Origin of the sequence: Vulgatibacter incomptus, assembly GCF_001263175.1 — a bacterium.
GTDB lineage: Bacteria > Myxococcota > Myxococcia > Myxococcales > Vulgatibacteraceae > Vulgatibacter > Vulgatibacter incomptus.
Map to the genome: position 1 here is coordinate 2,314,450 of NZ_CP012332.1, position 15,590 is coordinate 2,330,039.

Below are 15,590 nucleotides of genomic sequence, written 5' to 3' on the forward strand. Positions count from 1 at the left end.
ATCGCCATTACTGCTAGTGGAATCCGGTCCAACGGGTTCCATCCGGCGTGAAGACGCAGGTGGAGCCGTTGTACTGGACGCTTCCGACCACCTCGAACTGCTTGGTCGCGGTGAACACCGTGGTCGCGTTGTGGGCGAGCTGGCCGCCGCAGTAGATGTTCGTCGTCACGTTCACCGGATTCCGGCTGTTGCCGAAGTTGTGGATACCGACCGCGTACGGGTGGGTCAGGCTCGGGCTGTTGATCCGGGTGTTCTCCGGGCCGGTGCCGGGGATGTCGTCCCGATCGAGGCTGGCGGTGGAGTTCACGTCGCCGTCCCAGAGCGGGGTCGGCAGGTTACCGCGCTGGCAATTCCCGTAGTAGCACTCCGCGTTGGTCCACCAGGAGGCCTGGGTCTGCCTGTTGCCGAGGGCCTCGTTGAGCACGTGGAGGTCGATGTCACCCGCCACGTCCCAGAAGGTCTCGACCCAGAGGCCGCCCCAGGGGGTCGCCGCGAGGGAGTGCTGGCAGGCCCCACGGTTCCCGAGCGCGTCCGTGACCATCAGCTCGAAGACGTAGTTGCCCACGAGGTCCGGGATGAAGGCCGGGGTGCAGCCCGTCACGGGGTTCGGCCGAGCGCTCGAGCCGACCGGCGCGCTCACCACCGACCAGGTGCAGGTGGTCGCATGGCCACCGGGGCTGTAAGCGCCGCCGCTGAGCACGACCTGGGTGTTCACCGTCACCGACTGGCCCGTCGCGGGGCAGATCGCGGTCGGCCACTGGCAGAGCACGCCGCAGTCCTCATCCGTGCCCGAGCCGCGGGTTTCCACGAGGAACGGCTCGTCGACACCCTGCAGCCAGACCTCGATCTTGCCCACGTCCTGAACCAGATCCAGGGGCTTGTACGACGACAGGAAGCTCTTGGAGCCCTGCGAGGGGATCGCGACCGGGAGCGTCTCGTCCGCACGAACCGTGAACCTCTGGGAGTAGCCGGAGGCCATCGACACGCGGGAGACACGGACGGCGTCCACGCCGCGGTTGCGGATCAAGAAGGGCTTGAAGACCTGCAGCGACTGCGGAACCGCAGGAACCGGGCCGAAGACGACCGGGTTCGGATCCGCGACGAGGTCGAAAGCGGTCGCGAGGCCGCTGATCGCCACCACGGCCCGGGGCGTCTCCACGTTGGAGTGGTTGAAGAAGAGGTTGCTCCGGTCGACGACGCCGGTGATCCGGGTCGGCGCGTAGCGGATCCCGACCGTGAACTTCTCACCCGGGGCCAGAACCTTCGAGGGCGTGGTGGGGAGATCCGGCGACGAGAAGGAGCGATGACCATCGGGGTCGAGGCCCACGTTCCACACCAGACACTCCGTCGTGCCCTGGTTCTTGATGTCGATGGGGAGCGAGACGCCCTTGTTCACCGTCACCGCGCCGAAGCGGAGCGAGGCCGGGGAGATGTCCAGGTCGCAGGGCGGGAGCTCGACCACGGTCGCCATCAGGTCGACCGTCGCGTACGGCATTTCCGCGGACTGGGCGCCATTCACGTAGAGGGGGAACTCCAGCGCGGCGGGATAATCCTGCAGTTCGCTGCCGCGGAACGTGACCTCGAAGCCCTTGGGCCCGTCCAGCGTCCAGGGCGGCTGCGTGCCGTCGGCAGCGGCCACCGTGTAGGAGTCCGCGTTGAGACCGGAGATGAAAGGCCGCTCGACCGTGAGCGCGACCTGCTCACCGACGTTCTTGAGGACGAAGCTCAGCTTCGCGGCGAAGTTCTTGGGCTGCCTGCCAAAGTCCAGCGTCTTCGGATCGGCCTCCACGTCGATGCCGCCGCTCTTCCCGTCGACCGGGACCTCGAAGTAGAGCCGATCGTCGGGCCCCATCACCCGGACCCGGGCGAACTTCCGGGGCTGGGCCACGTCCGCGGCGTCGAAGACGACCGTGACGGGGACGCTCGCGCCCGCCTCGACCTCGAAGGTCGACGCGACGCCGTCGAGCGAGAACTCCCCCGGAGCCTCGCCTTCGTTGGCGGGATCCCGCTCCGGATCGCCGACGAGGGCCACGGAGGTGACGGTCGCCGAGAAGTCGCCGACGTTCTGGATGGTGAAGAAGGCGCTCTTCGACTGGGTGGGAGTCACGGTCCCGAGGCTGACGGTCGGGGGCGACGGACGGAGGTCCGTCGTGCCGCCGGAGCCGATGAGCTGGACCCGAACGTCCTGGCAGCTCGGGCACGGACGGAGGAGGAGCGACGCTGCGTGGGGGCCACGGTTGGCAGGCGTGAAGGAGACGTCGAGCGCGCGGGTCGTGCCGCCGGGGAGCTCCAGCTCCACGGCCTCGTTATCGAGGCGGAACGCGGTGCGGTCGCTGCCGCCCGTGATCGAGAGCGCCAGGTTCAGATCCTTCTCGACCAGGTTCGTGAGGTCGAGCGGAAGCGTCTTCGTGTCGCCCACCTTGATGGTGCCGAAGTCGAGGACCTCGACCACTTCCACGACGCGCTTAACGCCCTCGCCGCGGAGGTCCATGGTGAGCACGTCATTCTTGGCGTTGGAGAGCGAGAGCTCCAGCTGGCCGTCGAAGCGCTCCTCCCGCAGCGGGAAGAAGGCCACCTTCACCTCGGCCTTCGCGCCGGGCGACAGGGTGACCTCGGAGGGCCGCATGTCGTAGCCGGTGGGAAGGTTGGAGGCCCGCACCCTGACCACGGACCGGCCGAGGTTGGAGAGGGTCACGAGCTTGGAGGCTTCGGTGCCCACGAAGACCTGGGCGAAGTCGATCGAATCGGGGTCTGCCACTACGAGGCCACGAGCATTCGTGACCGGGGGCTGGGAGCATGCTCCCAACAGCGAGGCCAGGAACAGGCCGAACAACAAACGTCGCATTACTTCCTCCACCAAAGAACGCGCGATTCAACCATGTTCCGAGGCGGCTGCAAAGGTGTTCGATCGAACAGTTGCCTCGAGCGCAAGGATCATTCAGAGGACCCGGTCCGGCCATAGGCGCAATCGGTCGAAATCCCTCGAGTCCCTTCGCAGGCGGCCCCTGCCCCACCGCCTCCCAATGGAAATCGGCGGCAGGGATGCCCCTGCCGCCGATCCGGTTCAGCCTTCTTCTGTGCCTCTCGCCCGGGATCCGCCCCTGGCGAGCCGTTCCTGCCGCGGCCTAGTGGAAGCCGCTCCAGCGGGTTCCATCCGGCGTGTAGATGCACGTGGAGCCGTTGTACTGGACGCTCCCGACGATCTCGAACTGCTTGGTCGCAGTAAACACCGAGGTTGCGTTGTGGACGAGGTTGCCGCCGCAGTAGATGTTGGTCGTCCCGGTGACCGGGGTCCGGGCGTTGCTGAAGTTGTGGACGCCGACCGCGTAGGCGTGGGTCAGGCTCGGGCTGTTGATCCGGATGTTCTCCGGGCCGGTGCCCACGATGTCGTCCCGATCGAGGCTGGCGGTGGCGTTGGCGTCACCGTCCCACAGCGGGCTCGGCAGGCTTCCGCGCTGGCAGTTTCCGTAGTAGCAGTCCGCGTTGCTCCACCAGGAGCTCTGGTTCTGCCGGGGGGCGCGGTCCTCGTTCAGCACGTGGATGTCCAGATCGCCGGCGTTGTCCCAGAAGAGCTCGACCCAGATGCCGCCCCAGGGGGTCGCGGTCAGGCTGTGCTGGCAGGCGCCGCGGTTGCCGAGCTGGTCCGTGACCATCAGCTCGAACACGTAGTTACCCACGAGATCCGGGGTGAAGGTCGGGGTGCAGCCCGTCCCGACCGGCCGGACGCTCGAGCCCACCGGCGCGCTCGCCACCGTCCAGGAACAGGTCGTCGGGTGGCCGCCAGGGCTGTAGGCCCCGCCGTTGAGCACGATCTGGGTGTTCACCGTCACCGACTGACCCGCCGCCGGGCAGATCGCCGTCGGCCAATCGCAGAGGACGCCGCAGGCTTCGTCCGTGCCCTGGCCCTGGGTCTCCACCAAGAACGGCTCATCGACGCCCTGCATCCAGACCTCGACCTTACCCACGTCCCGGACCAGATCCAGGGGCTTGTACGACGCCAGGAAGCCCTTCGTGCCATTCGAAGCGATCGTGACCGGGAGCGCCTCGTCTGAACGGGCCGTGAAGCGCTGCGAGTAGCCGGAGGCCATCGAAACCCGGGAGATCTTGACGACGTCCGTTCCGCAGTTCCGCACCACGAAGGGCTTGTAGACCTGCAGCGATTGCGGAACCGCAGGGACCGGGCCGAAGGCAACCGGGTTCGGATCCGCCGAGAGGCAGAAGGACGTGGCGAGACCGCTGATCGGCACCACGGCCCGAGGCGTCTCCACATCGGAGTGGTTGAAGTAGAGGTTGGCACGATCGATGACGCCGGTGATCCGGGTCGGCTGGTAGCGGATCCCCACGGAGATCTTCTCCCCCGGCGCCAGGATCTTGGAGCCGTTGGGCAGGCCCGGAGCCGCGAAGACCCGATTCTCGGACTCGACGGCGAAGTTCCACACCAGGCACTCCGTCGTGCCCTGGTTCGTGACCTCGATGGGGAGCTGGACGCCCCGGCCCACCGTCACCGCGCCAAAGCGCAGAGACGACGGGGAGATGTCCAGGTCGCAGGGCGGGAGCTCGACCACGTTCGCCATCAGGTGGACCGTGACGTACGGCTGCTCCGCCGACATCGCGCCGTTCACGTAGATCGGGAAGTCGAGCTCGGCGGGATACTCCTGGAGCTCGCTGCCCTTGAAGGTGACCTCGAAGGCCATCGTGTTCGCATTCTGGGAATTCAGGTGCCACGGAGCCGACGTGCCATCGACGGCCGCCACGGTGTAGTTGGCCGGCTCGCTGGGCGGATAGAGCTCGATCGCGACGCTCTCGCCGATGTTCTGAAGGATGAAGGTCTTCTTCGCGGCGAAGTTCTTCGGCTGCCTGCCGAAGTCCACCGTCCCCGGATCGGCCTCCACCTCGATGCCGCCGCTCTTCCCGTCGACCGGGACCTCGAAGTAGAGCCCATCGGGGCCCATCACCTGGATCTTGGCGAACTTCCGGGGCTCGGCCTGGGCCTCGGCCTTGAAGGAGATCGGCACCTGGACGGTTTCGCTCGACTGCACGACGAAGGGAACGGCGAGGGTCGCCACCGAGAATTCAGTCGGGGGCGCGTCCTGGTGGGCCGGATCGCGGTCCGGATCGGGGACGAGGAAGACGGAGGTGACGGTCGCAGGAAAGTCGCCGACGTTCTGGATGCCGAAGTAATTGGTCTTCGACTCGTTCGGAGTCACCGTCCCGAAGCTCACGACCGACGGCGAGGGACGGAGCATCGTCGCCCCGCCCGAGCCCACCAGCTGGACCCGGACGTCCTGGCAGCTGGCGCACGGACGCAGCAGGAGGGAGGCCGCGTGGGGGCCGCGGTTGGCAGGCGTGAACGAGACGTCGATCGCGCGGGTCGCCCCGCCCGGAAGCTCGACGGCGCCGTCGTCGACCCGGAACGCCGTGCGATCGCTGCCGCCCGTGATCGAGAGCGTCAGGTTCACGCTCTTCTCGACCAGATTCGTGAGATCGAGGGGCAAGGTCTTGGTGTCGCCGAGCTTGATGGTCCCGAAGTCCAGGACCTCGACCACCTCCACCACGCGCTTCACGCCTTCGCCCTTGAGGTCGAGGGTGATGAGCTCGTTCTTGGCGTTGGACAGCGAGATCTTCAGCTGGCCGTCGAAGGGCTCCTCTCGAAGCGGGAAGAAGGCGATCTTCACCTCGGCCCTCCCGCCGGGCGCCAGCGAGAGCTCGGACGGCCGCATGTCGTAGCCGCTAGGGAAGTCGGACGCCCTCACCTGCACCTGGGACCGGCCCGTGTTGGAAAGGGTCACGAGCTTCGAGGCCTCGGTCCCCACGAAGACCTGGCCGAAATCGATATTGTCAGGGTCTGCCTCGATGACGCCGCGGGCGGTCCCTACTACATCCTTTGCGCACGCACCGAGCAGCAGCGGCACCATCATCAGTCCTAAAAAGAGACGTCGCATCCGCGTCCTCCTCCAAAGAGTCCACACAAGCATGTGCGACCAAGGACACGGAGATCAATGATACATATTTGAGCACCAACGGAAAGTTTCACGCATGCCGAGCTGAAGGTTCGCCGTGCGATGACCAAAAGGTTCTTCAACGATCGCCGGAGCCGTGCAACCAGTCCATTCGGCTATCGTCGGGAATTCCGGCCGAATCGCAGCCGACGTATTCGTCGCGCCGTGGCGCCCATGTGGCTCATGAAAAAGAAAATCGGCACCGAGAGTCCCCAGGTGCCGTTCGAGACCAAAATCGAATTTCATGCCGGCGGAAGGCTTCGGCGATGGCGGCACCCCGCCCTCCCCTCGCGGATGGAATCGGCGGCAGGTTGCCCCGCCGCCGATTCGGACTCCAACGCCTGCCATCCCCCGCCCGCCCCGCAACGCGAGGCGGGCGATCTCCGCGAGACCTCAGTGGTAGTTGTTCCAGCGGGTCCCGTCTCGCGTGAAGATACACGTCGAACCGGTGTACTGAACGCTCCCGAGGATCTCGAACTGGGCTGTCGAGGTGAAGGTCGAGTCCGCGTTGTGGACCAGGGTGCCGTCGCAGTAGACGTTCGTCGTCACGGTCACCGGAGTCTGCCGGTTGCCCCAGTTGTGGATGCCGATGGCGTACGGGTGGGTCAGGCTCGGTCTGTTGACGCGGGTATTCTCGGGTCCGAACCCATTTCTGTCGTCCCGATCGAGGCTCCCCGTCATGTCGATGTTGCCGTCCCACAGCGGGTTCGGGCGGCTTCCGTTGTAGCAATTCCCGAAGTAGCAATCCGAAGGGTTCGTGAACCAGCTGTTCTGGTTATGCCGATCGCCGAGGGCCTCGTTCAGCACGTGGAGATCGATGTCGCCCGACCTGTCCCAGAAGGTCTCGACCCAGAGGCCGTCCCAGGCGGTCGCCGTCAGGCCGTGCTGGCATGCGCCACGGTTCCCTAGCTGGTCCGTGACCATCAGCTCGAAGACGTAGTTGCCCACGAGGTCCGGGGTGAAGGTCGGGGTGCAGCCCGCGCTCGGCCGGGCTGTAGAGCCGACCGGCGCGCTCGCCACCGTCCACGCGCACGTGGTCGGGTGACCGCCGGGGCTGGTGGCCCCGCCGTTGAGCACGATCTGGGTGTTTACGGTCACCGACTGATTCGCCTCGGGGCAGATCGCGGTCGGCCAATCGCAGAGGACGCCGCAGCCGCCCTCCGTGCCCTGGCCCTGGGTCTCGACCAGGAACGGCTCGTCTACGCCCTGCGTCCAGACCTCGATCTTCCCCACGTCCCGGACCAGATCCAGGGGCTTGTAGGACGCAAGGAAGCTCTTCGTGCCGTTCGAGGTGATCGTGACCGGGAGCGTCTCATCGGCTCGGGCCGTGAAGCGCTGCGAGTAGCCGGAGGCCATCGAAACCCGGGAGATCTTGACGGGCTCCGGCCCGCAGTTCCGCACGAGGAAGGGCTTGAAGACCTGCTGCGACTGCGGCACCGCGCCGAAGGCGACCGGACTCGGATCCGCCGAGAGGCAGAAGGACGTGGCCAGACCGCTGATCGGCACCACGAAGCGGGGCGCCTCCGCGCTCGAGTGGTTGAAGTAGAGGTTGGACCGATCGATGACGCCGGTGATCCGGGTCGGCTGATAGCGGATCCCCACGGTGATCGTGTCACCCGGCGCCAGGACCTGGGAGCCGGTGGGCAGCCCCGGAGCCGCGAAGGCCCGATTGTCGAAATCGAGGTCGAAGTTCCACACCAGGCACTCCGTCGTGCCCTGGTTCGTGATTTCGATGGGGAGCTGGACGCCGCGGTTCACCGTCACCGCGCCAAAGCGCAGAGACGACGGGGAGATGTCCAGGTCGCAGGGCGGGAGCTCGACCACGTTCGCCATCAGGTGGACGGTGACGAACGACTGCTCCGCCGACATCGCACCGTTCACGTAGATTGGGAAGTCGATCTCGGCGGGATATTCCTGGATCTCGCTGCCCGTGAAGGTGACCTCGAAGGCCATGGAGCCGGCATTCTGGGAATCCAGGACCCAGGGAGGCGACGTGCCATCGACAGCAGCCACGGAGTAGTTGGCCTGCTCGCTGGGCGGATAGAGCTCGATCGCGACGCTCTCGCCGGTGTTTCGGATCAGGAAGGTCTGCTTCGCGGCGAAGTTCTTCGGCTGCCTGCCGAAGTCCACCGTCTCCGGTTCGGCGACCACCTCGATGCCGCCGCTCTTCCCGTCGACCGGCACCTCGAAGTAGAGGCGATCGTCGGGGCCCATCACCCGGATCTTGGCGTACTTCCGCGGCTCGGCAAGGGCCGCGGCCCGGAAGGCGACCGGCACCTCGATGGTCGCGCCCACCTCCACCTCGAAGGCGTCGTGGTTCCCCGGGAGCGAGAACTCCGACAGAAGCTCGTCGCTACCGCCGCTCCGAACCGGATCGTCGACGAGGGTCATGGAGGTGACGATCGCCGGGAAGTCGCCGATGTTCTGGATGGCGAACCAGCTGCTCTTCGATTGGCCGGGCGCGACCGTGCCCACGCTCACCGTCGGCGGCGAGGCGCGGAGCTCCGTGATACCGCCGGTGCCCACGAGCTGGACCCGGACGTCCTGGCAGCTGGCGCACGGACGCAGCAGGAGGGAGGCCGCGTGGGGGCCGCGGTTGGCGGGCGTGAACGAGACGTCGATCGCGCGGGTCGTCCCGCCCGGAAGCTCGACGGCCCCGTCGTCGACCCGGAAGGCCGTGCGATCGCTGCCGCCCGCGATCGAGAGCGCCAGGTTCAGGCTCTTATCGATCAGGTTCGTGAGATCGAGAGGCAGGGTCTTGGTCTCGCCGAGCTTGATGACCCCGAAGTCGAGGACCTCGACCGGGTCCACCACGCGCTTCACGCCCTCGCCCTCGAGGTCGAGCGCGATGAGCTCGTTCTTCGCGTTTGACAGCGAGATCTTCAGCTGGCCGTCGAAGCGCTCCTCCCGAAGCGGGAAGAAGGCGATCTTCACCTCGGCCTTCGCGCCGGGCGCCAGGGTGAGCTCGGACGGCCGCATGTCGTAGCCGCTAGGGATGTCGGAGGCCCTCACTTGCACCAGGGAGCGGCCCATATTGGAGAGCGTGACGAGCTTCGAGGCCTCGGTCCCTACGAAGACCTGGCCGAATTGGATCAAATTGGAGTCTGCGACCACATTGCCGCGGACGTCCCCGAGGTCGGGCTTGGAACATCCACCGATCAGCAACGGAATTAGAAGCATCCAAATATGGAGACACCGCATCGCCGTCCTCCTTTTCAGAATACACTCTACAAATGTACGAATGAGGCCGGTTGGATCACCAAGTGTTCCCTGGGCGCAGTGGCTCGACGGACCTCGCCGAAGCCTGCCGGCAAGAAGATCCGATCCTGATTGATTTCCCATCCTCCGATTCCGCCCTCGCAGGGGGACCGGACGGCCGTCGGCACCCCTGTTAAAAGCGAATCGGCGGCAGGGAAGCCCTGCCGCCGATCTGCTCTTCATCCTGGCATCACGCCTGCTGCCCCGATCTTCGACGAGGCAAGCAGACGCCGCCGGGGACTAGTGGAACCCGGTCCAGCGAGTACCGTCCCGCGTGAAGATGCAGGTGGACCCGTTGTACTGAGCGCTCCCGACGATCTCGAACTGCTTGGTCGCAGTGAACACCGTGGTGGCGTTGAACGCGAGCGAGCCACCGCAGTAGAGGTTCGTCGTTACGTTGATCGGATTCCGGGAGTTGCTGAAGTTGTGGATCCCGATGGCGTATGGGTGGGTCAGGCTCGGGCTGTTGATCCGGATGTTCTCCGGGCCCGTGCCAGGGATGTCGTCGCGGTCGAGGCTCGCCGTCATGTTGATGTCGTTATCCCACAGCGGGTTCGGCCGGCTACCGAGCTGGCAGTCTCCGTAGTAGCAGTCCGCGCTGCTCCACCAGCTGGCCTGGTTCCCCCTGGCGCCGCGATCCTCGTTCACCAGGTGGAGATCGATGTCACCCGCCGCGTCCCAGAAGGTCTCCACCCAGAGGCCGCCCCAGGGGGTCGCCGTCAGGCTGTGCTGACACGCGCCACGGTTGCCGAGCTGGTCGGTAACCATCAGCTCGAACACGTAGTTGCCCACGAGATCCGGGGTGAAGGTCGGGGTGCACCCCCCTCCGACCGGCCGGGCGCTCGAGCCCACCGGCGCGCTCGCGACCGTCCACGAACAGGTGGTCGGGTGGCCGCCGGGGCTGTAGGCCCCGCCGCTGAGCACGATCTGCGTGTTCACCGTCACCGACTGACCCGCCGCCGGGCAGATCGCCGTCGGCCAATCGCAGAGGACGCCGCAAATATCGTCCGTGCCCTGGCCCTGGGTCTCGACCAGGAACGGCTCGTCGACGCCCTGCATCCAGACCTCGACCTTACCCACGTCCCGAACCAGATCCAGGGGCTTGTACGACGCCAGGAAGCTCTTCGTGCCATTCGAGGCGATCGTGACCGGGAGGGTCTCGTCGGATCGAGCCGTGAAACGCTGCGAGTAGCCGGAGGCCATCGATACCCGGGAGATCCGGACGGCGTCCGTTCCACAGTTCCGGACGACGAAGGGCTTGAACACCTGCAGCGACTGCGGAACCGCAGGAACCGGGCCGAAGGCGACCGGGTTCGGATCCGCCGAGAGGCAGAAGGACGTCGCGAGACCGCTGATCGCCACCACGGCCCGAGGCGTCTCCACATCGGAGTGGTTGAAGTAGAGGTTGGTACGATCGATGACGCCGGTGATCCGGGTCGGCTGGTAGCGGATCCCCACGGTGATCTTGTCACCCGGCGCCAGGACCTGGGAGCCGTTGGGCAGGCCCGGAGCCGCGAAGGCCCGATTTTCGGTGTCGAGGGCGAAGTTCCACACCAGGCACTCCGTCGTGCCCTGGTTCGTGATCTCGATGGGGAGCTGGACGCCGCGGTTCACCGTCACCGCGCCAAAGCGCAGAGAGGACGGGGAGATATCCAGGTCGCAGGCCGGGAGCTCGACCACGTTCGCCATCAGGTGGACCGTGACGAACGGCTGCTCCGCCGACATCGCGCCGCCCACGTAGATCGGGAAGTCCATCTCGGCGGGATACTCCTGGATCTCGCTGCCCTTGAAGGTGACCTCGAAGGCCATCGAGTTCGCATTCTGGGAATTCAGGTGCCAGGGAGCCGACGTGCCATCGACGGCCGCCACGGTGTAGTTGGCCTGCTCGCTGGGCGGATAGAGCTCGAGCGCGACGCTCTCGCCGCTGTTTCGGATCATGAAGGTCTTCTTCGCGGCGAAGTTCTTCGGCTGCCTGCCGAAGTCCACCGTCTTCGGATCGGCCTCCACCTCGATGCCGCCGCTCTTCCCGTCGACCGGGACCTCGAAGTAGAGCCCATCGGGGCCCATCACCTGGACCTTTGCGAACTTCCGGGAATCGGCAGCTGTGGCGTCGAAGGAGACCGCCACGTCGACGGTCGCGCTCACCCCCACCTCGAACTCGCCGGTCGCCGCGAGCGAGAACTCCCGCGGAGCCTCCCCTTCGGTGGCGGGATCCCGAACCGGGTCGCCGACGAGGGTCATGGAAGTGACGGTCGCCGGGAAGTCACCGATGTTCTGGATGGAGAAGTAGCGGGTATTCGACTCACCGGGGGTCACCGTCCCCAGGCTCAACGTCGGCGGCGAGGCGCGGAGCTCCGTGATACCGCCGGTGCCCACGAGCTGGACGCGGACGTCCTGGCAGGTCGCGCACGGACGCAGCAGGAGGGAGGCCGCGTGGGGGCCGCGGTTGGCAGGCGTGAACGAGACGTCGATCGCGCGGGTCGCCCCGCCCGGGAGCTCGACGGCCCCGTCGTCGACCCGGAAGGCAGTGCGATCGCTGCCGCCCGTGATCGAGAGCGTCAGGTTCAGGCTCTTCTCGATCAGGTTCGTGAGATCGAGGGGGAGGGTCTTGGTATCGCCGAGCTTGATGGTCCCGAAGTCGAGGACCTCGACCACCTCCACCACGCGCTTCACACCCTCGCCCTTGAGTTCGAGGGCGATGAGCTCGTTCTTGGCGTTGGACAGCGAGATCTTCAGCTGGCCGTCGAATCGCTCCTCTCGAAGCGGGAAGAAGGCGACCTTCACCTCGGCCTTCCCGCCGGGCGCCAGGGTGAGCTCGGACGGCCGCATATCGTAGCCGCTAGGGAAGTCGGACGCCCTCACCTGAACCAGGGAGCGGCCCGTGTTGGAGAGCGTGACGAGCATCGAGGCCTCGGTCCCCACGAAGACCTGGCCGAAGTCGATTTCTGTTGCAGGGTCAGACACGATGACGCCACGGGCGCTTCCGAGCGGCTCCTTGGCACATCCCACGAGCATCAGCGGGACCAGCAGCAGTCCGTACAAGAAATGTCGCATCGCTTTCCTCCACGAAGGGTGAATCGCTGCAACTCATGTAGGCAGGACGGCTCCCGGATCACCGCGGAGGCGAAATCGGTAAGATTCCTACAGCTCGCGATTCGGTAGCCCGCAAGGGACTTGAGGACACCGGGCGTGCCGCGTCCACTCAATTCCCTGATTCATGCGCGATCTCGCGCACTTGGGCCGATACTCGGAGGGCTCGGCGGCAGGGAACCCTGCCGCCGAGGGGACTCCACCAGCGACGTCCAGCCTGGTGGCAGACTGACTCACAAGTGCCCGCCCCGCGTCTTCACGTGGGGCGGGCACGGTCCACGGGTCCTAGTGGACCCAGCGCATGCCGTCCCGTGTGACGATGCAGGTGGAGCCGTTGTACTGGATGCTCACCGCCACCTCGAACTGTCGAGTCGCGGTGAACACCGTGGTCGTGTTGTACGCCAGGGCGCCACCGCAGTAGATGTTCGTCGTCACGTTGACCGGGTTTCGGGAGTTGCCCCAGTTGTGGATGCCGACCGCGTAGGGGTGGGTCAGGCTCGGGCTGTTGATCCGGGTGTTCTCCGGGCCGGTGCCGGGGATGTCGTCGCGGTCGAGGCTCGCCGTCATGTTGATGTCGTTATCCCACAGCGGATTCGGGCGGTTGCCGCTGTAGCAGTTCCCGAAGTAGCAGTCCGAAGGATTCCTGAACCAGCTGGCGTCCTGATGGCGGTCGCCGAGATCCTCGTTCAGCACGTGGAGATCGATGTCACCCGCCGCGTCCCAGAAGGTCTCCACCCAGAGGCCGCCCCAGGGGGTCGCCGTCAGGCTGTGCTGGCAGGCGCCACGGTTGCCGAGCTGGTCCGTAACCATCAGCTCGAACACGTAGTTGCCCACGAGATCCGGGGTGAAGGTCGGGGTGCACCCCCCTCCGACCGGCCGGGCGCTCGAGCCCACCGGCGCGCTCGCCACCGTCCACGAACAGGTGGTCGGGTGGCCGCCGGGGCTGTAGGCGCCGCCGCTGAGCACGATCTGGGTGTTCACCGTCACCGACTGACCCGCCGCCGGGCAGATCGCCGTCGGCCAATCGCAGAGGACGCCGCAAGCATCGTCCGTGCCCTGGCCCTGGGTCTCGACGAGGAACGGCTCGTCGACGCCCTGCATCCAGACCTCGACCTTACCCACGTCCCGAACCAGGTCCAGGGGCTTGTACGACGCCAGGAAGCTCTTCGTGCCATTCGAAGCGATCGTGACCGGGAGGGTCTCGTCGGATCGGGCCGTGAAGCGCTGCGAGTAGCCGGAGGCCATCGAAACCCGGGAGATCCGGACGGCGTCCGTTCCACAGTTCCGGACGACGAAGGGCTTGAACACCTGCAGCGACTGCGGAACCGCAGGAACCGGGCCGAAGGCGACCGGGTTCGGATCCGCCGAGAGGCAGAAAGACGTCGCGAGACCGCTGATCTGCACCACGGCCCGAGGCGTCTCGACATTGGAGTGGTTGAAGTAGAGGTTGGTACGATCGATGACGCCGGTGATCCGGGTCGGCTGGTAGCGGATCCCCACGGTGATCTTTTCACCCGGCGCCAGGACCTGGGAGCCGTTGGGCAGGCCCGGAGCCGCGAAGGCCCGATTGTCGGTGTCGAGGTCGAAGTTCCACACCAGGCACTCCGTCGTGCCCTGGTTCGTGATCTCGATGGGGAGCTGGACACCGCGGTTCACCGTCACCGCGCCAAAGCGCAGCGACGACGGGGAGATGTCCAGGTCGCAGGCCGGGAGCTCGACCACGTTCGCCATCAGGTGGACCGTGACGAACGGCTGCTCCGCCGACATCGCGCCGCTCACGTAGATCGGGAAGTCCATCTCGGCGGGATACTCCTGGATCTCGCTGCCCTTGAAGGTGACCTCGAAGGCCATCGAGTTCGCATTGTGCGAATCCAGGCGCCAGGGAGCCGACGTGCCATCGACGGCCGCCACGGTGTAGTTGGCCTCCTCGCTGGGCGGATAGAGATCGAGCGCGACGCTCTCGCCGATGTTTCGGATCATGAAGGTCTTCTTCGCGGCGAAGTTCTTCGGCTGCCTGCCGAAGTCCACCGTCCCCGGATCGGCCTCCACCTCGATGCCGCCGCTCTTCCCGTCGACCGGGACCTCGAAGTAGAGCCCATCGGGGCCCATCACCTGGATCTTGGCGAACTTCCGGGGCTCGGCCTGGGGCGCGGCCTTGAAGGAGACCTCCACCTCGACGGTCGCGCTCACCCCCACCTCGAACTCGCCGGTCGCCGCGAGCTTGAACTCCTCCGGAGCCTCCCCTTCGTTGGCGGGATCCCGAACCGGATCGACGACGAGGGTCATGGAGGTGACGGTCGCCGGGAAGTCACCGATGTTCTGGATGGCGAACCAGCTGCTCTTCGACTCGCCGGGGGTGACCGTGCCCATGGTCACCGTCGGCGGAGAGGCGCGGAGCTCCGTGATACCGCCGGTGCCCACGAGCTGGACGCGGACGTCCTGGCAGCTGGCGCAAGGACGCAGCAGGAGGGAGGCCGCGTGGGGTCCGCGGTTGGCCGGCGTGAACGAGACGTCGATCGCGCGGGTCGCCCCCCCCGGAAGCTCGACGGCCCCGTCGTCGACCCGGAAGGCCGTGCGATCGCTGCCGCCCGTGATCGAGAGGTCCAGGTTCAGGCTCTTCTCGATCAGGTTCGTGAGGTCGAGGGGGAGGGTCTTGGTGTCGCCGAGCTTGATGGTCCCGAAGTCCAGGACCTCGACCACCTCCACCACGCGCTTCACGCCCTCGCCCTTGAGGTCGAGGGTGACGAGCTCGTTCTTGGCGTTGGACAGCGAGATCTTCAGCTGGCCGTCGAAGCGCTCCTCGCGAAGCGGGAAGAAGGCGATCTTCACCTCGGCCTTCCCGCCGGGCGCCAGCGAGAGCTCGGACGGCCGCATGTCGTAGCCGCTAGGGAAGTCGGACGCCCTCACCTGCACCTGGGACCGGCCCGTGTTGGAGAGGGTCACGAGCTTCGAGGCCTCGGTCCCCACGAAGACCTGGCCGAAGTCGACTTCCGTTTTAGGGTCAGACACGACGACGCCGCGGGCGCTCCCTAGCGGCTCCTTGGCACATCCCACGAGCATCAGCGGGACCAGCAGCAGCCCGTACAACAAATGTCGCATCGCATTCCTCCTCGAGGTTGAAACGAGCGACTAATGTCGGGGTACGGCCTGTCGGATCACCTGGATCTCCGTTTTCCGGAAAAATTCTTCATCCGGAGCCCGTTACGGCCGAAATCCAGCTCCAGCGGCCCTGGCCCCCGTTTC

At 66.4% G+C, this 15,590-nt stretch carries 5 protein-coding genes; all 5 read right to left on the reverse strand.

Translation table 11 applies throughout. The annotated features are described in order from the left end of the window. Positions 1 to 13: 13 nt before the first annotated feature. On the reverse strand, positions 14 to 2,758 hold the full coding sequence (locus AKJ08_RS09495; protein ID WP_050725851.1) for a choice-of-anchor D domain-containing protein: 2,745 nt from the start codon (positions 2,756 to 2,758) through the stop codon (positions 14 to 16). Positions 2,759 to 3,125: 367 nt separating this feature from the next. Then, positions 3,126 to 5,942: a choice-of-anchor D domain-containing protein gene (locus AKJ08_RS09500; RefSeq protein ID WP_169788791.1), complete on the reverse strand. Its 2,817-nt coding sequence runs from the start codon at positions 5,940 to 5,942 to the stop codon at positions 3,126 to 3,128. A gap of 450 nt (positions 5,943 to 6,392) precedes the next feature. Next, positions 6,393 to 9,179 carry a choice-of-anchor D domain-containing protein gene (locus tag AKJ08_RS09505; protein WP_169788792.1) on the reverse strand — a complete coding sequence of 929 codons (2,787 nt, stop codon included), beginning with the start codon at positions 9,177 to 9,179 and terminating at the stop codon, positions 6,393 to 6,395. 318 nt (positions 9,180 to 9,497) lie between these two features. Beyond that, positions 9,498 to 12,311, reverse strand: coding sequence for a choice-of-anchor D domain-containing protein (locus AKJ08_RS09510; protein ID WP_082343016.1), 2,814 nt, complete (start codon positions 12,309 to 12,311; stop codon positions 9,498 to 9,500). A 321-nt stretch (positions 12,312 to 12,632) separates the two neighbouring features. Next, a complete protein-coding gene (locus AKJ08_RS09515; RefSeq protein WP_082343018.1) occupies positions 12,633 to 15,446 on the reverse strand; it encodes a choice-of-anchor D domain-containing protein in 2,814 nt (937 codons plus the stop codon). Between the last annotated feature and the right edge of the window lie 144 nt (positions 15,447 to 15,590).